This window comes from Stenotrophomonas sp. YJH_SMC_6 (genome assembly GCF_059371335.1).
This window is the reverse complement of the sequence record NZ_JCAFUM010000014.1, coordinates 137,943-155,819: the sequence shown is the minus strand read 5'-3', so window position 1 is coordinate 155,819 and position 17,877 is coordinate 137,943. Positions and strand designations below refer to the sequence as shown.

At 66.4% G+C, this 17,877-nt stretch carries 15 protein-coding genes; 12 read left to right on the top strand and 3 right to left on the bottom strand.

Going from position 1 to position 17,877, the window contains the following annotated elements:
- The first annotated feature begins 48 nt into the window (after positions 1 to 48).
- Positions 49 to 2,145: a prolyl oligopeptidase family serine peptidase gene (locus AC5P9N_RS16875; RefSeq protein ID WP_099484348.1), complete on the top strand. Its 2,097-nt coding sequence runs from the start codon at positions 49 to 51 to the stop codon at positions 2,143 to 2,145.
- Positions 2,146 to 2,272: 127 nt separating this feature from the next.
- Here the strand turns inward: AC5P9N_RS16875 and AC5P9N_RS16870 are convergent, their stop codons facing one another.
- Positions 2,273 to 3,466 (bottom strand): pyridoxal phosphate-dependent aminotransferase, encoded by a 1,194-nt coding sequence (locus AC5P9N_RS16870; protein ID WP_180863428.1) that lies wholly within the window; start codon positions 3,464 to 3,466, stop codon positions 2,273 to 2,275.
- 220 nt (positions 3,467 to 3,686) lie between these two features.
- Between AC5P9N_RS16870 and AC5P9N_RS16865 the strand changes: the two genes are divergently transcribed.
- From AC5P9N_RS16865 to hslU, 9 genes are all read left to right on the top strand, one after another.
- On the top strand, positions 3,687 to 5,798 hold the full coding sequence (locus tag AC5P9N_RS16865) for a S9 family peptidase (RefSeq protein WP_076739049.1): 2,112 nt from the start codon (positions 3,687 to 3,689) through the stop codon (positions 5,796 to 5,798).
- Between the two features lie 54 nt (positions 5,799 to 5,852).
- Entirely contained in the window at positions 5,853 to 6,278 is a 426-nt protein-coding gene (locus AC5P9N_RS16860; RefSeq protein WP_024957059.1) for a YbaN family protein, read from the top strand.
- Positions 6,279 to 6,439: 161 nt separating this feature from the next.
- Entirely contained in the window at positions 6,440 to 6,712 is a 273-nt protein-coding gene (gene lptM / locus AC5P9N_RS16855; protein ID WP_005411097.1) for an LPS translocon maturation chaperone LptM, read from the top strand.
- Positions 6,705 to 7,556: a diaminopimelate epimerase gene (dapF, locus tag AC5P9N_RS16850; RefSeq protein WP_099484350.1), complete on the top strand. Its 852-nt coding sequence runs from the start codon at positions 6,705 to 6,707 to the stop codon at positions 7,554 to 7,556. The genes lptM and dapF overlap by 8 nt, the downstream gene beginning before the upstream one ends.
- The gene (locus AC5P9N_RS16845; RefSeq protein WP_012481301.1) at positions 7,553 to 8,227 is read left to right on the top strand and encodes a DUF484 family protein; all 675 of its coding nucleotides are present in this window, start codon (positions 7,553 to 7,555) and stop codon (positions 8,225 to 8,227) included. The genes dapF and AC5P9N_RS16845 overlap by 4 nt, the downstream gene beginning before the upstream one ends.
- 13 nt (positions 8,228 to 8,240) lie before the next feature.
- Positions 8,241 to 9,131 (top strand): tyrosine recombinase XerC, encoded by an 891-nt coding sequence (xerC, locus tag AC5P9N_RS16840; protein ID WP_024957057.1) that lies wholly within the window; start codon positions 8,241 to 8,243, stop codon positions 9,129 to 9,131.
- A 77-nt stretch (positions 9,132 to 9,208) separates the two neighbouring features.
- The gene (locus AC5P9N_RS16835) at positions 9,209 to 9,409 is read left to right on the top strand and encodes a DUF3079 domain-containing protein (RefSeq protein ID WP_024957056.1); all 201 of its coding nucleotides are present in this window, start codon (positions 9,209 to 9,211) and stop codon (positions 9,407 to 9,409) included.
- A gap of 74 nt (positions 9,410 to 9,483) precedes the next feature.
- Positions 9,484 to 10,035, top strand: coding sequence for an ATP-dependent protease subunit HslV (hslV, locus tag AC5P9N_RS16830; RefSeq protein ID WP_005411093.1), 552 nt, complete (start codon positions 9,484 to 9,486; stop codon positions 10,033 to 10,035).
- Between the two features lie 103 nt (positions 10,036 to 10,138).
- The gene (gene hslU, locus AC5P9N_RS16825) at positions 10,139 to 11,512 is read left to right on the top strand and encodes an ATP-dependent protease ATPase subunit HslU (RefSeq protein WP_005414521.1); all 1,374 of its coding nucleotides are present in this window, start codon (positions 10,139 to 10,141) and stop codon (positions 11,510 to 11,512) included.
- Between the two features lie 96 nt (positions 11,513 to 11,608).
- Here the strand turns inward: hslU and AC5P9N_RS16820 are convergent, their stop codons facing one another.
- Entirely contained in the window at positions 11,609 to 12,601 is a 993-nt protein-coding gene (locus AC5P9N_RS16820; RefSeq protein ID WP_099484354.1) for a Gfo/Idh/MocA family protein, read from the bottom strand.
- Between the two features lie 45 nt (positions 12,602 to 12,646).
- On the bottom strand, positions 12,647 to 13,306 hold the full coding sequence (smeT, locus tag AC5P9N_RS16815; protein ID WP_005411090.1) for an efflux transporter SmeDEF transcriptional repressor SmeT: 660 nt from the start codon (positions 13,304 to 13,306) through the stop codon (positions 12,647 to 12,649).
- A 226-nt stretch (positions 13,307 to 13,532) separates the two neighbouring features.
- Between smeT and smeD the strand changes: the two genes are divergently transcribed.
- Together smeD and smeE are read left to right on the top strand one after the other, a co-directional pair.
- A complete protein-coding gene (gene smeD / locus AC5P9N_RS16810; RefSeq protein WP_005411089.1) occupies positions 13,533 to 14,717 on the top strand; it encodes a multidrug efflux RND transporter periplasmic adaptor subunit SmeD in 1,185 nt (394 codons plus the stop codon).
- Between the two features lie 12 nt (positions 14,718 to 14,729).
- A complete protein-coding gene (gene smeE / locus AC5P9N_RS16805) occupies positions 14,730 to 17,852 on the top strand; it encodes a multidrug efflux RND transporter permease subunit SmeE (RefSeq protein WP_005411088.1) in 3,123 nt (1,040 codons plus the stop codon).
- Positions 17,853 to 17,877 lie beyond the last annotated feature (25 nt).

Here is a 17,877-nt window from a genome sequence, read left to right as displayed (position 1 = left end):
CAGCGATCCATGCTAGCGTTCCACGGCTTATGACTGCCTGGAGCTGCAATGTCTCGACTCGCTTCCGCCTGCCTGCTGGCTGGCATGATGACCGCTGCCTCGGTGGGGACCGCCGTGGCTGCTGAAGACACCGATCGCTACGCCTGGCTGGAGGACGTCACCGGCGACAAGCCGCTGTCCTGGGTCAAGGAACAGAACGCCAAGTCCGAGGCGCGCCTGGCGCAGACCCCGGCCTTCAAGCAGATGGAGACCAGCATCCGCGAGGTGCTCGACTCCGATGCCAAGATTCCCGCCGTGCAGAAGATCGGCGATTACTACTACAACTTCTGGAAGGACCAGCAGCACGAGCGCGGCCTGTGGCGGCGTACCACCCTGGCCGAGTACCGCAAGGCCTCGCCGCAGTGGGAGACCGTGCTTGACCTCGATGCCCTGAACAAGGCCGAGGGCGAGAACTGGGTCTGGCACGGCGCTGACTGCCTGCGCCCGGATTACAGCCGCTGCCTGATCGCGCTGTCGCGCGGTGGTGCCGACGCCGACGTGACCCGCGAGTTCGACCTGGCCAACAAGAACTGGATCAAGGACGGCTTCTTCCGTCCGGAGTCGAAGGGCGGCCTGAACTGGATCGATCGCGACACCGTATTCGTCTACACCGACTTCGGTGCCGGCTCGATGACCACCTCCGGCTACCCGCGCGTGGCCAAGCTGTGGAAGCGTGGTACGCCGATGGCCTCCGCCAGCGTAGTGTATGAAGGCAAGCCGGAAGACATGTACATCGCGGCGATGCACGATGACACCCCGGGCTTCGAGCGCAACCTTGTCAGCCGCACGCTGGCGTTCTACAACAACGAGATCTACCTGCGTGGCGACGATGGCACGCTGACCAAGATCGATGCGCCGAACTCGGCCGAGAAGGGCCTGCACAAGCAGTGGCTGACCCTGGAGCTGCGTGATCCGTGGACCGTGGGTGGCAAGACCTATGCGTCCGGTTCTCTGCTGGCGACCAGGCTGGATGACTTCCTGGCCGGCAAGCGTGAGTTCGACGTGCTGTTCACCCCGACCGCGACCACTTCGCTGGCCAGCGCCACCTGGACCAAGAGCCACCTGGTGCTGAACGTGCTGGATGACGTCAAGAACCGCCTGTCGGTGCTGACCCCGGGCGCCAATGGCTGGCAGACCAGCCGCTTCGTCGGCGCGCCGGCCTTCGGCACGCTGGGCGTGGCTGCGGTCGACAGCAACGACAGCGACGCGGTGTGGCTGACCGCCACCGACTACCTGACCCCGACCACCCTGGCGCTGGCCGAGATCGGGCAGGCCCCGGAAACGCTGAAGACCATGCCGGCCTTCTTCGATGCCAAGGGCAAGGTGATCGAGCAGCACTTCGCCACCAGCAAGGACGGCACCCGCGTGCCGTACTTCGTGGTGCACGACAAGGCGATGAAGCTGGACGGTTCCAACCCGACCCTGCTGTACGGTTACGGTGGTTTCGAGATCTCGCTGACCCCGGGCTACTCCGGTGGCATGGGCCGCGCCTGGCTGGAGAAGGGCGGCGTGTACGTGGTCGCCAACATCCGTGGCGGCGGCGAATACGGCCCACGCTGGCACCAGGCGGCGCTGAAGCAGAACCGCCACAAGGCCTATGAAGACATGGCCGCAGTGGCACGCGATCTGGTCAAGCGCAAGATCACCAGCGCCAGGCACCTGGGCGTGCAGGGCGGCAGCAACGGTGGCCTGCTGACCGGCAACATGCTGACCCAGTACCCGGAACTGTTCGGTGCGGTGGTGGTGCAGGTGCCGCTACTGGACATGAAGCGCTACAGCCATCTGCTGGCCGGTGCCTCGTGGATGGCCGAGTACGGCAACCCGGATACCAGCGACTGGGCGTTCATCAAGACCTTCTCGCCGTACCACCTGTTCGACGCGAAGAAGAAGTACCCGCCGGTGCTGTTCACCACCTCCACCCGAGATGACCGCGTGCACCCGGGCCACGCCCGCAAGATGGCGGCGAAGATGATCGACGCCGGCAAGGACGTGACCTACTACGAGAACATCGAAGGTGGCCACGGCGGTGCAGCCAACAACGCGCAGGCCGCACACATGTCGGCGCTGGCCTACAGCTTCCTGTGGGAGCGGTTGGGCGGTAAGTAAGCAGATAGGCAGAACGGAAAACGCCGCCCCAGGGCGGCGTTTTTCTTTATCCGGTAGTGCCGGCCGCTGGCCGGCAACCGCATCATTCACGCATTCCCGGGTTGCCGGCCAGCGGCCGGCACTACCGTCAACGTGATCCCTGCCAACGCTGCAACCCACGCGCGATCCGTGCCACCGCCTCCTGCAACCGCGGCACTTCCTGGGTATAGGCCAGGCGCACGTGCTGGTTGGCGCGATGGAAGCCGAAATCCAGCCCGGGCGTGAATGCCACGTGCTCGGTTTCCAGGAAATGGGCGCAGAACGCCTGTGCGTCATCGGTGAATGCGCTGACATCGGCGTACAGGTAGAACGCACCCTGCGGCTCGACTTCGATGCGGAAGCCCAGCTCGCGCAGCGCGGGCAGCAGGAAGTCGCGGCGCTGGCGGAACGCGTCGCGACGCTGTTCGAAGATCGACATCGCTTCGTCGCTGAAACACGCCAGTGCGGCATGCTGGGCGATGCTCGATGCGCTGATGTACAGGTTCTGCGCGAGTTTCTCCAGGTCCGGCACGGCTGCTGGCGGTGCCACCAGCCAGCCCAGCCGCCAACCGGTCATGCCGAAGTATTTGGAAAAGCTGTTCAGCACGAATGCGCTGTCATCCACCTGCAGCACGCTGGGTGCGTCCAGGCCATAGGTGAGGCCGTGGTAGATCTCGTCCACCACCAGGTGACCACCGCGCGCGTGCAGGGTCTTCGACAGGGCGGCCAGTTCGTCGGCGGAGAGCACGGTGCCGGTCGGGTTGGCCGGTGAGGCAACCAGCGCGCCGACGCTGTCGGCATTCCAATGCTGTTCCACCAGCGACGGTGTGAGCTGGTAGGCAGTGTCCGGGCCGACCGGCACCAGCTGTGCGCCGCCTTCAACGAGGCGCAGGAAGTGGCGGTTGCACGGATAACCAGGGTCGGCCAGCAGCCAGTGGCGGCCGGGATCGACCAGCAGGCTGCTGGCCAGCAGCAGCGCACCGGAGCCGCCGGGGGTGACCAGGATGCGTTCGGGGTCGATGTCCAGCCCGTAGTGGCTGCGATAGAAGCCGCTGATCGCCTGGCGCAGGGCGGGCAGGCCACGTGCGGCGGTGTAGCGGGTATGGCCGGCGGCCAATGCGGCCTGGCCGGCACGCACGATCGGTTCGGCGGTGGTGAAGTCCGGTTCGCCGATTTCCAGGTGGATCACGTCGTGGCCGGCCTGTTCCAGCGCCTGCGCGCGGGCCAGCAGGGACATCACGTGGAACGGAGCGATTTCATGGCTGCGCCGGCTGTAGCCCGGCGTATGGGGCAGGGTACTCATGCAGCCCATGGTACGCCGCGCACCGGGGTCACGCGCTCTGGCAGTGCCGGCCGCTGGCCGGCAACCGACCCACCCGCAGGCCGTGAGGGTGCCGGCCAGCGGCCGGCACTACCGGCAGGCATGGCCACCATGACGTTCCGCAGGGTTGCCCACCGTCCTTCCGCAACCCAGACTCGGGCGCAAGGACGCCATTGCATTGCCCCTCAAGGAGCCCTATCTCATGAAATCCACCCTCTGCCTGTTGCTTGCCAGCCTGATGACCACCACTGCCACCGCCGCCACTCCGCCCGTTCCGCCGGATGCCGCCAAGCATCCGCATGTGGTCAAGGCGCCGTTCGGCGCGACCCGCAACGATGACTATTACTGGCTGCGCGACGACAAGCGCGGGAACAAGGACATGCTGGCCTACCTGCAGGCCGAGAATGCCTATGCCGACCAGCTGCTGGCGCCGCTGAAGCCGCTGGAAGACACCCTTTACAAGGAGATCGTCGGCCGCATCAAGCAGGACGATTCCAGCGTGCCGGCGCGCGAGCGTGGCTACTGGTACTACAGCCGATTCGAGACCGGCCAGGACTACCCGATCCACGCACGCCGCAAGGGCAGCATGGAGGCCGCCGAGGAAATCCTGCTGGACGTCAACGCGATGGCTGCCGGCAAGGGCTATTTCAGCGTCGGCTCGATGGAAGTCAGCCAGGACAACCAGCTGCTGGCCTGGGCCGATGATGATGTCGGCCGCCGCCAGTACACCATCCGCTTCAAGGACCTGGCCACCGGCAAGGTGCTGCCCGATGTGATCACCGGCAGCTCGGGCGACCTGGTCTGGGCCGACGACAACCGCACCGTGCTGTACGTCGAGAACGATCCGGAAACGTTGCTGACCGTGCGCGTGAAGAAGCACGTGCTGGGCACCGCGGCCAGCGCCGACACCATCGTCTACGAAGAGAAGGACGACAGCTTCTACATGGGCATCGGCCGCACCCGCGACGATCGCTTCATCACCATCGGCGTGCACAGCACCGTGTCCTCGGAAGAGCGTTACGCGCCGGCCAGCGACCCGACCCACTTCACTGTGCTGGCGCCGCGCCAGCGCGATGTCGAGTACGACGCCGACCACTACGATGGCCGCTGGGTGATCCGCACCAACGACGGTGCGAAGAATTTCAAGCTGGTCACCGCACCGACCGATGCGACCTCGCGTGCGCAGTGGAAGGACTGGATCGCGCACGACGATGCGGTGTTCATCGAAGGCTTCGAACTGTTCGATGGCTACACCGCCATCGCCGAACGCTCCGAGGGCCTGGAACGCATCCGCCTGCTGTTCAAGGATGGTCGCAGCGACTACGTGAAGGCCGACGAGCCGGCGTACTCGATGGGCCTGGGCGACAACACCGAGGCCGATACGCCCTGGTTGCGCTACGTCTACACCTCGATGACCACCCCCACCACCGTGTTCGAACTGAACACCGCCACCGGGGAGCGCCGCCAGCTGAAGGTGCAGCCGGTGATCGGCTATGACGCGTCGAAGTACGAAACCGACCGCGTCTGGATCACCGCGCGCGATGGCGTGAAGGTGCCGGTGTCGCTGGTCTACCGCAAGGGCTACCAGAAGGATGGCAAGGGCGCGTTGTTCCAGTACGCCTATGGCAGCTACGGCATGTCGATGGACCCGTACTTCAACCAGACCGCGGTGAGCCTGCTCGACCGTGGCGTGGTGTATGCCATCGCCCACATCCGCGGTGGCCAGGAAATGGGCCGCGACTGGTACGAGAACGGCAAGCTGCTGCACAAGCAGAACACCTTCAACGACTTCATCGACGTCACCCGTGGCCTGGTGGCGCAGGGCTGGGCGGCGAAGGACCGCGTGGCGGCATCCGGCGGCAGTGCCGGTGGCCTGCTGATGGGCGCGGTGGCCAACCAGGCGCCGCAGGACTACCGCGTGATGGTGGCCCAGGTGCCGTTCGTCGACGTGGTGACCACCATGCTCGACCCGACCATTCCGTTGACCACCAACGAGTACGACGAGTGGGGCAACCCGGAGCAGAAGCAGTTCTACGACTACATGCTGTCCTACTCGCCCTACGACAACGTCAGCAAGCAGGCCTATCCGGCGCTGTTCGTGGGCACCGGCCTGTGGGATTCGCAGGTGCAGTACTGGGAACCGGCCAAGTGGGTGGCCAAGCTGCGTGACGACAACACCGGCCACTACCCGATCCTGTTCCGCACCAACATGGAAGCCGGCCATGGCGGCAAGTCGGGGCGCTTCCAGCGCTACCGCGAGCTGTCCGAGTCGTACGCATTCGTGCTGCAGCAGCTGGGCATCGCCCAGCCGTGATCGCGACAGGGTGCCGGGCACTGCCTGGCACCCTGAACCGGTATCCTTGCGGCCATGAGCGCGCCAGATCCTTCCGTCCCTCGCGATGCCACCACGCCTCCGCGCGTGGTGCGTTTCCGCTGGGCGTGGTGGCTGCTGGCCTATGTCAGCCTCGGCACCGGCATCGTCGGCATCTTCGTACCGGGCCTGCCGACCACCGTATTCATCCTGATTTCGGCCTGGGCCGCCTCGCGTGGCTCCGAACGCCTGCACAACTGGCTGCTGCAGCATCCACGCTTCGGCCCGGCCATCGCCAACTGGCAGGCACACGGGGCGGTCAGCCGCTACGGCAAGTGGATGGCCACGATCACCATGGCGGTATGCGCCGGCATCATGCTCTGGTGCGTGCCGATTGCCTGGGTGAAGTGGTTCTCGATCGGCAGCATGACCGTGGTGGCGATCTGGCTGTGGACCCGGCCACTGCCACCGCCGGAAGGCTGAACATGGCCCGCCCCGGGGCGGCCCGTGGGGCGGTCAGGGGGGTAGAGTCGACTGTCAGTCGACTATCGCGCGCAGCGCGGGTTTTTCACGGCCGTTGCAGGAGCAGTCGACTCACAGTCGACTCTACCAACCGCTCAGCCGCCAATGGCTATACTCGGGGCATGAAGATCCCCCATCGAAACGCCATCCTGATTCCGCTGGCAGCGGCTTCGCTGCTGTTCCTCGCCGCCTGCGGCAACAAGGGCCCGCTGGTACTGCCGCAGAAGCCGGTGCCGGTGGAAGAAACCGTCGAACCTGTTGCCGAGCCCGCTACCGAAGCGACCCCGGCGCAGACCGAAGGCAGTGGCACCCCGGCCACGACCGTGGAGCCGGCTGCACCGACCACGCAACCGGCGCCTGCGCCTGCGAAGAAGGTGGGCGGCGGGAATGAGTGAGGCCGGTTCCAAGGCCCTGCGCTTCAGCAAGATGCATGGCGCGGGCAATGATTTCGTAGTGATCGACCTGCGTGACGGCACCGCGCCGCCCACGCCTGAACTGGCCGCGCAGCTGGCCGACCGCCACACCGGCGTCGGCTGCGATCAGATCCTGACCATCGAACCGCCGCGCGCGGAAGGCTCGGTGGCGTCGTACCGCATCTGGAATGCCGACGGCTCCAATTCCGAACAGTGCGGCAATGGCGCGCGCTGCATCGCCGCCTGGCTGGTGCGCGAAGGCAGTGCGCAGGGCGACCGCTTCGTCATCGACAGCCCGCTGGCCAGCCATGAGGTGGAAGTGCTGGGCGATGGCCAGTTCGCGGTGACCATGGGCGTGCCGGCGTTCGAGCCGGCCAACGTGCCGCTGGTGGGTTTCGCCCACGCGCGCGAGGAATACCTGCTGCCGCTGCAGGGCGAAAGCGTGCGTTTCGCTGCGGTGTCGATGGGCAACCCGCATGCAGTGATCGAAGTGGGCCTGATCGATGCTGCACCGGTCGAGCGCGTCGGTGCGCTGCTGCAGCAGCATGCCTCGTTCCCGCGCTCGGTGAACGTGGGCTTCGCCCAGGTGATGGGCCCGGCGCATGCACGCCTGCGTGTGAATGAACGCGGCGTCGGTGAAACCCTGGCCTGCGGCAGTGGCGCCTGCGCCGCTGCGGTGACCCTGATGCAGCGCGGCCGCCTGCAGCGTGATGCACGCATCAGCCTGCCCGGCGGTGACCTGCGTATCCAATGGCCGGGCGATGGCCAGCCTGTGGTGATGGCCGGCCCGACTGCATTCGTCTTCGAAGGGGAGTGGATGGCATGACCGAAACCGTCGACAAGCTCGGGGCCCACGAAGTCGCTGCCTGGTTGCGGCGACATCCCGGCTTCCTCAAGCAGTTCCCGGACCTGGCCCTGACCCTGGTGGTGCCGCGTGACGACGGCCCGACCGCGTCGCTGGCCAGCTACCAGCTGGAAGTGCTGCGCGAGAAGAACCGCGAGCTGGCACGACGGTTGGCCGACCTGGGCGCGACTGCCCAGGTCAACGAACGCCTGGCGGTGCGCACGCACCAGCTGACCCTGGCGTTGATGAAGCAGGACAACGCCGCCGACACCCTGCGTGCGATGGCGGCCTCGCTGCAGGAAGATTTCGCCGGCGACCTGGTGCGATTGGTGGTGCACACGCCGGTGGCCGGGCTGGAACAGGCCGACTGGTTGCAGGTGATCGCAGCCGATGATCCGCAGCTCGGCCCGTTCCGCGACTGCCTGAAGGACGGCGAGCCGATCTGCGGCCGCCTGCAGCCGGAAAAGAATGCCGTGCTGTATGGCGTGCGCAGCGAGGAAGTGCAGACCACCGCGCTGCTGCCGTTGCCGGGCGTGGGCCTGATTGCGGTGGGCAGCCACGATCCGAACCGTTTCTATCCGGGCATGGGCACGCTGTTCCTGCGCATGATGGGCGATGCCCTGGTGACCGGCCTGAAGCGCTTCCCGGGCTGAGCAGGACACGACGATGAGCGCGGTACAGGCCTTCCTGCAGCATCTGCAGGTAGAGCGGCGGATGTCGGCGCATACGCTCGATGCCTACCGCCGTGACCTGGACGCGCTGTCGGTCTGGGCCGAGCCGCGCGGTGTTGCGGTGGAGGCACTCGATGCCGACGCGCTGCGCCAGTTCGTCGCCGATGAGCACCGCCGTGGCCTGTCGGCCAAGAGCCTGCAGCGCCGCTTGTCCGCCTGCCGCAGCTTCTATGCCTGGCTGCTCAAGCACGGCCGCATCGAGGTGAGTCCTGCGGCGACGCTGAAGGCGCCGCGCGCGCCGCGCCGGTTGCCACAGGTCCTCGACGCCGATGAGGCCGTGCAGCTGGTCGAGCTGGAGCCGGAAGGTGAACTTGGCCGCCGTGACCGCGCGCTGCTGGAACTTTTTTATTCTTCCGGCCTGCGCCTGAGCGAAGTCTGCGCGCTGACCTGGCGCGATCTGGATTTCGACAGCGGGCTGGTCAACGTGCTGGGCAAGGGCAATCGGCAGCGCCGCGTGCCGTTCGGCCGGCCGGCGCGCGAAGCACTGCAGGCGTGGCGCGCCGAAAGTGGCGGTGGTCCGGCCTCACCGGTATTTCCCGGCCGCAACGGACCGATCAGCCAACGCGCGGTGCAGATCCGCATCCGCCAGCTGGCGCAGCGCCAGGGCCTGTTCAAGCACGTGCACCCGCACATGCTGCGGCACAGTTTCGCCAGCCATATCCTGGAATCATCCGGTGATCTGCGCGGCGTGCAGGAGCTGCTGGGCCATGCCGACATCGCCACCACCCAGATCTACACCCATCTGGATTTCCAGCACCTGGCCAAGGTCTACGACGCCGCGCATCCGCGCGCGAAGCGCCGCAGCAAGGACGACAAGGCTGAATAGCCCGCCCTTGATCTGGATCAGGGCAGGGCGGGCGCTGCCGGCGCATCGTGGCCGCAGGCCACGAGGAACCCGCCACCATGGCGAAGCCCATTCCGCTGCACCCCAAGCATCCCGAGCGCATCTGTTGGGGCTGCGACCGCTACTGCGCGGCTGACGCGCTGGCCTGTGGCAATGGCTCCGGTCGCACCCAGCATCCGATCGAGACGCAGGGCGAAGACTGGTACATCGCCTGGGGCATCGAGCCCAATCCGGACCGGCCGTCGCACGCCAAGCGCTGAACGGCAGCCATCCGCACAGGCTTGATCGCACCCGGCGCTGTCCCCATGTCCCGGGAACAGCTATCGGAGGCCGCATGGACCCCAGTCAGAACCCCAACGTTTTCCACGCCACCACCATCGTCTGCGTCCGTCGCGGCGAGCACGTGGCCATTGCCGGCGACGGCCAGGTCACGCTGGGCCACACCGTGATGAAGGGCAATGCGCGCAAGGTGCGCCGCCTCGGTCGTGATGGCCAGGTGCTGGCCGGCTTTGCCGGTGCCGCCGCCGATGCCTTCACCCTGTTCGAGCTGTTCGAGGCCAAGCTGGAAAAGCACGGCCAGTTGCAGCGTGCTGCGGTCGAACTGGCCAAGGATTGGCGCACCGAGCGCCGCCTCGGAAAGCTTGAAGCCCTGTTGGCCGTGGCCGACAAGGAAACCTCGCTGATCATCAGCGGCACCGGCGATGTGATCGAACCGGAGGATGGCATCATCGCCATCGGCTCGGGTGGTTCCTATGCGCTGTCGGCTGCACGCGCGTTGATGGCACACACCGAACTGGATGCGCGCACCATCGCCAGCGAAGCGATCGGCATTGCCGGCGATATCTGCATCTACACCAACCGCAACGTGGTGGTCGAGGAACTCTGAGGGTCGCGCCGGCTGCTGGCCGGCAACCTCATGATCCCCCACACGCGTGCCTGGTTGCCGGCCAGCGGCCGGCACGACCGACAACGAATTCGTGAGCACATCCATGTCGAAGATCGAAGTTTCCTCCGCCACCATGACCCCGCGCGAGATCGTGCAGGAACTGGACCGGCATATCGTGGGCCAGCACGACGCCAAGCGCGCCGTGGCCATCGCCCTGCGCAACCGCTGGCGCCGCATGCAGCTGGTGCCTGAGCTGCGCAATGAAGTGATGCCGAAGAACATCCTGATGATCGGCCCGACCGGCGTCGGCAAGACCGAGATCGCGCGTCGCCTGGCCACGCTGGCCAACGCGCCGTTCGTGAAGGTCGAAGCCACCCGCTTCACCGAAGTCGGCTACGTCGGCAAGGACGTCGAGCAGATCATCCGCGACCTGGCCGATACCGCAGTGAAGCTGTACCGCGAACAGGCCAAGGTGCGCGTGCGTACCCAGGCCGAGGAACGCGCCGAAGACCGCATCCTCGATGCGCTGCTGCCGCGCCGCAGCGGTGGCATCGGCTTCGATCCGGAAGTCGCCCGCAACGAACCGTCGGCGCAGGACAACGAGACCCGCATCAAGTTCCGCAAGATGCTGCGCAACGGTGAGCTGGACGAGCGCGAGATCGAACTCGACCTGGCCGCCAATGTCAGCATGGACATCATGACCCCGCCGGGCATGGAGGAAATGGGCCAGCAGCTGAAGTCGATGTTCGCCAACCTTGGCGGCGGCGCGAAGGCGCACAAGCGCACGCTGACCATCAAGGCCGCGCGACCGCTGCTGATCGAAGAAGAGGCCGGCAAGCTGGTCAACGAGGACGATATCCGCACTGCGGCGATCGAGGCCTGCGAGCAGCACGGCATCGTCTTCATCGACGAGATCGACAAGGTCGCCAAGCGTGGCGATAACGTGGGCGGCGGCGATGTCTCCCGCGAAGGCGTGCAGCGCGACCTGCTGCCGCTGGTGGAAGGCTCCAACGTGTCCACCAAGTACGGCACGATCAAGACCGACCACATCCTGTTCATTGCATCCGGTGCGTTCCACCTGGCCAAGCCCAGCGATCTGATTCCGGAGCTGCAGGGTCGCTTCCCGATCCGCGTTGAACTGGGTGCGCTGAGCAAGGGTGATTTCGTGCGCATCCTGACCGAGCCGAAGGCCGCGCTGACCAAGCAGTACGAGGCGCTGCTGGCTACCGAGGGCGTCAAGGTCAGCTTTACCGCCGACGCCATCGAGCGCCTGGCCGAAATCGCCTTCCAGGTGAACGAGCGCCAGGAGAACATCGGTGCCCGTCGCCTGCATACGGTGCTGGAGCGCCTGCTGGATTCGCTCAGCTACGAGGCACCGGACCGCGATGGCGAAAGCCTGGCGATCGACAGCGCCTACGTCGACAAGCACCTGGGTGAGCTGGTGCAGGACCCGGACCTGAGCCGCTACATCCTGTAATGCCCGTTGGGGTCGGATCCCTCGCCCCAGCGAGGGCTCTGACCCCGCCCGCTGCAACAGAAAGGGCCGCCGCAGGGCGGCCATTTTCTTGTGCGGTCAGCGCGATTGCCGGGTGCGGTAGTCCCGCAGCACCTGGTCGATCACCGCACTGGTGCGGGCGGCGCTGATGCCGGTCGAGGGCGAACGGCCGTTGCCGCGCAGCTCGTCCACGAGGGAGGCGATCAATGGCTGCTGGACCGATGGCGGGTTCGGGACGTCGAATGCCTGCATGCCCGCTTCGGTCTCCAGAACCACTGGAACGTCCTCGAAGGTGGCAAAGCGCAGCTGCCCGCGGTCGCCGGTGATCTCGACCTCATCCTGGCGCCGGAACGCGCAGAAGCTCCATTGCGCGATGCCGTGCGCCCCGCTGCCGGTACGGAAGCACATCGAGACACTGTCCTCGGCGGCGTAGGCGCCGGTCAGCGAACTGGCCAGGCCACGCACGTCGCTCAGCGGCCCCAATAGATGGTCGAGCAGGTCCAGGGTATGCGAGCCCAGATCGACGAACAGCCCGCCGCCGGCGATCGACGGATTGGTCCGCCAGAAGTCGGGCGATGCGGCATTCGCCGAATGCGGCCGATGCAGGATGGCGCGCACGCTGCGCGGCGTTCCGATCGCGCCGTTGTCCAGCAGCTGCTTCACCTGTGCGAAGCGGGGCAGGGCACGGCGGTAGTAGGCCACGAACACGGGCACGCCGCTGCGGGCGCTGGCCGCGATGATGCGCTGGCACTCGTCGTGGTCCATGGCCATCGGCTTTTCGATGTAGACCGGCTTGCCCGCGGCGATCGCCTGCAGCGCGTAATGCATGTGCGTCGAGGGCGGCGTTGCGACGTAGACCGCGTTCACTTCCGGATCGGCGATGAGTGCGTCGGCGTCCGCGTACCAGCGCGGAATCGCGTGGCGCCGCGCATAATCCTCGGCCAATCCCGCATTGCGGCGCATGACCGCTGCCACCCGTGAGCCGGGTGTGCTGGCCAGGGGGGGGCCGCTCTTCTTCTCGGTGACGCTGCCACAGCCGATGAAGCCCCACACCACGTTGTCCAGGATCACGGGGCTGTCCTCAGATGGGCGCGGCGGTGGCGGCAGCAGCGCCACTCACGCTTCGGGCAGCGGCTCGGGCACAGTGCCCGGCACGAACACGCCGTCCTTCACGTAGGCGGCCAGGGTCATGTCCAGTGCGAGCATGCCGTCGCGCTTGAGGTCCATCAGGTCCGGTTCGACCATCGCCCCGTGCAGCACGCCCAGCACGGTGGCATGCAGCATGCGCGCGGCGATCTTGGGGTCGGCGCCTTCGCGCAGCTGGCCCAGATCGCGGGCGCGGCGCAGGGCACGCTCCATCCGGTCCAGCGCATCGCGGAATCCGGCCTGCTGCATTTCGGTCAGCACCCTGGTGTCGGCCGAGGCATCGCTGCGCAGCATGATCTCCATGGTCTTGCGCAGGCGCTCGTCTTCGGACAGCTCGATGAAGGAGTGGATCATCACCGCGCGCAGGTCGTGCACGGGGGTGTCGCGCTGGTCGGTCGAGGTGCGCTCCAGTTCCTGCATGAAGGGCAGGTGCACCCGTTCGACGATCGCGGCCAGCACCTCGCTCTTGTTCTTGAAGTGCCAGTAGACCGCGCCACGGGTATAGCCGGCGCGGGCGCCGATCATCTCCAGCGTGGTACGGGCCACGCCGTGTTCATGGAAGCAGGCTTCGGCGGCGTCAAGGATGCCTTCCCGGGTTGCCTGGGTGTCCTCTTTGGTCTTGCGGGCCATGGGCAGGTACGAGTGCGGGTGAAACGTGGCTGAATTGTACCTGTTTACAAACAAACAAGCATGTATGTATATTTCGCTCCCATCATTCCCGTCGTGTGCGTGGCAGGCCGGTCCGGCTCCCGCTCCACCCGGGTGGGCGCTGTTCTCACGGTCTTCACCTTTACCGGTCGAAGGGTCCGCCGTATCAGCGCCGGCTGAGATCCTTTCCTTCAAGAGCCTTTCCGTCATGTTGCTGAGCCGAATCCGACCCTTTGCACTGTCGCTGGCCATCGCCGCAGCCGTGGCTGCCTGCGGCGGCCAACCCCAGGCCCCCGAGCAGGGCCCGGGTGACGTCACCGTGGTCACGCTGAAGTCCGAGACCGTGGGCCTGACCCGCGAACTGCCGGGCCGTACCAACGCCTTCCTGGTCGCCGAAGTGCGCCCGCAGGTCAACGGCATCGTTGCCAAGCGCCTGTTCACCGAAGGCGGCATGGTCAAGGCCGGCGAGCCGCTCTACCAGATCGAGGACGCCAGCTACCGCGCCCAGGCCAACAGCGCCCGCGCCCAGCTGGCCCGCGCCGAAGCCACGGCCAACGCCGCGCGCCTGAGCGCCAAGCGCATCACCGAGCTGGCCAAGGTCGACGCGGTCAGCCAGCAGGACCTGGAAAACGCCGTGGCCGCGCAGAAGCAGGCCGAGGCCGATGTCGGTGCCGCCAGGGCCTCGCTGGACGCGGCCAACGTCACCCTCGGCTATGCCCGCATCACCGCGCCGATCAGCGGCCGCATCGGCAAGTCCAGCGTTACCCAGGGTGCGCTGGTCAGCGCCGGCCAGGCCAATGCACTGGCCACCGTGCAGCAGCTGGACCCGATCTACGTCGACCTGACCCAGTCCTCGGCCGAGCTGCTGCAGCTGCGCCGCGAACTGGCTGCCGGCCGCCTGCAGGACAACCAGACGCTGCCGGTCAGCATCCTGATGGAAGACGGCAGCACCTTCGAGCACAAGGGCACGCTGGAGTTCTCTGAAGTGAGCGTCGATCCAGCCACCGGCAGCTTCGGCCTGCGCGTGAAGGTGGACAACCCGGACGGCCTGCTGATGCCGGGCACCTACGTGCGCGCTGTGATCGGCGGCGGCGTGCGCAGCGATGCGGTGCTGGTACCGATGCAGGGCATCGCCCGCGATCCGAAGGGCGACACGACCGCGATGGTGGTCGGCAAGGACAACAAGGTCGAAGTGCGCCCGGTCAAGGTCAGCCGCACGGTCGGCGACAAGTGGCTGGTCGAGGACGGTCTGAAGGCCGGCGACAAGGTCATCGTCGAAGGCCTGCAGAAGATCGGCCCCGGCATGCCGGTCAAGGCCACCGAGAAGGGCGCTGCTCCGGCCAAGCCGGCAGCGGCCGCCCAGCCTGCCGCCCCGGCCGGCGACGCGAAGTAAGCGGAGAACCCCATGGCACGCTTTTTCATCGATCGACCCATCTTCGCGTGGGTGATCGCCATCATCATCATGCTCGCCGGCGGCCTGGCCCTGTTCAAGCTGCCGGTCTCGATGTACCCCAACGTCGCACCGCCGGCGGTGGAAATCAGCGCCACCTACCCGGGTGCATCGGCCAAGGTGGTCGAGGACTCGGTGACGCAGATCATCGAGCAGAACATGAAGGGCCTTGATGGCCTGATCTACTTCTCCTCCAACAGCTCGTCCAACGGCCAGGCCACCATCACCCTGACCTTCGAGAGCGGCACCAACCCGGACATCGCCCAGGTGCAGGTGCAGAACAAGCTGCAGCTGGCCATGCCGCTGCTGCCGCAGGAAGTTCAGCGGCAGGGCATCAACGTGGCCAAGTCCAGCTCGGGCTTCCTGAACGTCATCGCGTTCGTGTCCGAGAACGGCAGCATGGATGCCAACGACATCGCCGACTACGTCGGTTCCAATGTCGTCGATCGCCTGAGCCGCGTGCCGGGCGTGGGCAACATCCAGGTGTTCGGTGGCAAGTACGCCATGCGCATCTGGCTGGATCCGAACAAGCTGCATACCTATGGCCTGTCGGTTGCGGAAGTGACCGCAGCGATCAAGGCACAGAACGCGCAGGTGGCCATCGGCCAGCTTGGCGGTGCACCGTCGATCAAGGGCCAGCAGCTCAACGCCACCATCAACGCGCAGTCGCGCCTGCAGACCCCGGAACAGTTCCGCAACATCATCGTGCGCGGTGCGCAGGACGGTGCCGAGCTGCGCCTGGGGGATGTCGCCCGCGTCGAGCTGGGTGCCGAGTCCTACGACTTCGTCACCCGCTACAACGGCCAGCCGGCCAGCGGCCTGGCGGTGACCCTGGCCACCGGCGCCAACGCGCTGGATACCGCTGCTGGTGTGAATGCCGCGCTGGAAGACATGAAGAGCTTCTTCCCGGCCGGGCTGAAGGCGGAGGTCCCGTACGACACCACCCCGTTCGTGCGCGTGTCGATCAAGGGCGTGGTGCAGACCCTGATCGAAGCGATCGTGCTGGTGTTCGTGGTGATGTACCTGTTCCTGCAGAACTTCCGCGCCACCCTGATCCCGACCATCGCCGTGCCGGTGGTACTGCTGGGTACCTTCGGCGTGCTGGCCATGCTCGGCTTCTCGGTGAACATGCTGACCATGTTCGCGATGGTGCTTGCGATCGGCCTGCTGGTGGACGATGCCATCGTGGTGGTGGAGAACGTCGAGCGCATCATGTCCGAGGAAGGACTGTCGCCGCTCGAGGCGACCCGCAAGTCGATGGGCCAGATCACCGGCGCGCTGGTGGGCATCGGCCTGGTGCTGTCGGCGGTGTTCGTGCCGATGGCCTTCATGAGTGGCTCCACCGGCGTGATCTACCGCCAGTTCTCGGCCACGATCGTCTCGGCGATGGCATTGTCGGTGCTGGTCGCGATCGTGCTGACCCCGGCGCTGTGCGCGACCATGCTCAAGCCGCTGAAGAAGGGTGAGCACCACGTCGCCCACCGCGGCCTGGCCGGTCGCTTCTTCAATGGCTTCAACCGTGGATTCGACCGCACCAGCGAAAGCTACCAGCGTGGCGTGCGCGGCATCATCCATCGCCCGTGGCGCTTCATGGGCATCGTGGCGGCGCTGTTCGTGCTGATGGGCGTGTTGTTCGTGCGCCTGCCCAGCTCATTCCTGCCCAACGAAGACCAGGGCGTGTTGATGGCGCTGGTGCAGGCCCCGGTGGGTGCCACCCAGGAACGTACGCTGGAATCGATCGCGGCGCTGGAAAACCACTTCCTGCAGAACGAGAAGGATGCGGTGGACTCGGTGTTCTCGGTGCAGGGCTTCAGCTTCGCCGGCATGGGCCAGAACGCCGGCATGGCATTCGTCAAGCTGAAGGACTGGAGCGAGCGTGACGCCAACAATGGTGTGATGCCGATCACCGGACGCGCGATGGCGGCCCTGGGCCAGATCAAGGATGCCTTCATCTTCGCCTTCCCGCCGCCGGCCATCCCGGAACTGGGCACTGCCTCGGGCTATACCTTCTTCCTGAAGGACAACAGCGGCCAGGGCCACGAGGCACTGGTGGCCGCGCGCAACCAGCTGCTCGGCCTCGCCGCCGGCAGCAAGAAGCTGGCCAACGTGCGCCCGAACGGCCAGGAGGACACGCCGCAGTTCCGCATCGACATCGACGCGGCCAAGGCGACCTCGCTGGGGCTGTCAATCGACCAGATCAACGGCACGCTGGCCGCCGCGTGGGGCAGCTCGTACATCGACGACTTCGTCGATCGTGGCCGCGTCAAGCGTGTGTTCGTGCAGGCCGACCAGCCGTTCCGCATGGTGCCGGAGGACTTCGATCTCTGGTCCGTGAAGAACGACAAGGGTGAAATGGTGCCGTTCAGTGCCTTCGCTACCAAGCACTGGGATTACGGTTCGCCGCGCCTGGAACGCTACAACGGTGTGTCGGCCATGGAAATCCAGGGCGAACCGGCCCCGGGTGTCGCCTCCGGTGATGCCATGGCCGAGATCGAACAGCTGGCCAAGCAGCTGCCGGCGGGCTTCGGCATCGAATGGACGGCGATGTCGTACCAGGAGCGCCAGGCTGGCTCGCAGACGCCACTGCTGTACACGCTCTCGCTGATGATCGTATTCCTGTGCCTGGCCGCGATGTACGAAAGCTGGAGCGTGCCGACCGCAGTGCTGCTGGCGGCCCCGCTGGGCATCCTCGGCGCGGTGCTGGCCAATACCTTCAAGGGCCTGGAACGCGATATCTACTTCCAGGTGGCGATGCTGACCACGGTGGGCCTGACCAGCAAGAACGCGATCCTGATCGTGGAGTTCGCCAAGGAGAACCTGGAGAAGGGCGCAGGCCTGATCGAATCGATCATGCATGCCGTGCGCGACCGCCTGCGTCCGATCGTGATGACCTCGCTGGCCTTCGGCATGGGCGTGGTACCGCTGGCGATCTCCACCGGTGCCGGTTCCGGCGCCAAGCAGGCGATCGGCACCGGCGTGCTCGGCGGCATGATCGTCGGCACCGTGCTCGGTGTGTTCTTCGTGCCGCTGTTCTTCGTGGTGGTGCAGCGCGTGTTCAAGCGCAAATCCACGACGTGACCTGAAACGGTCATGCCGGCCTCAG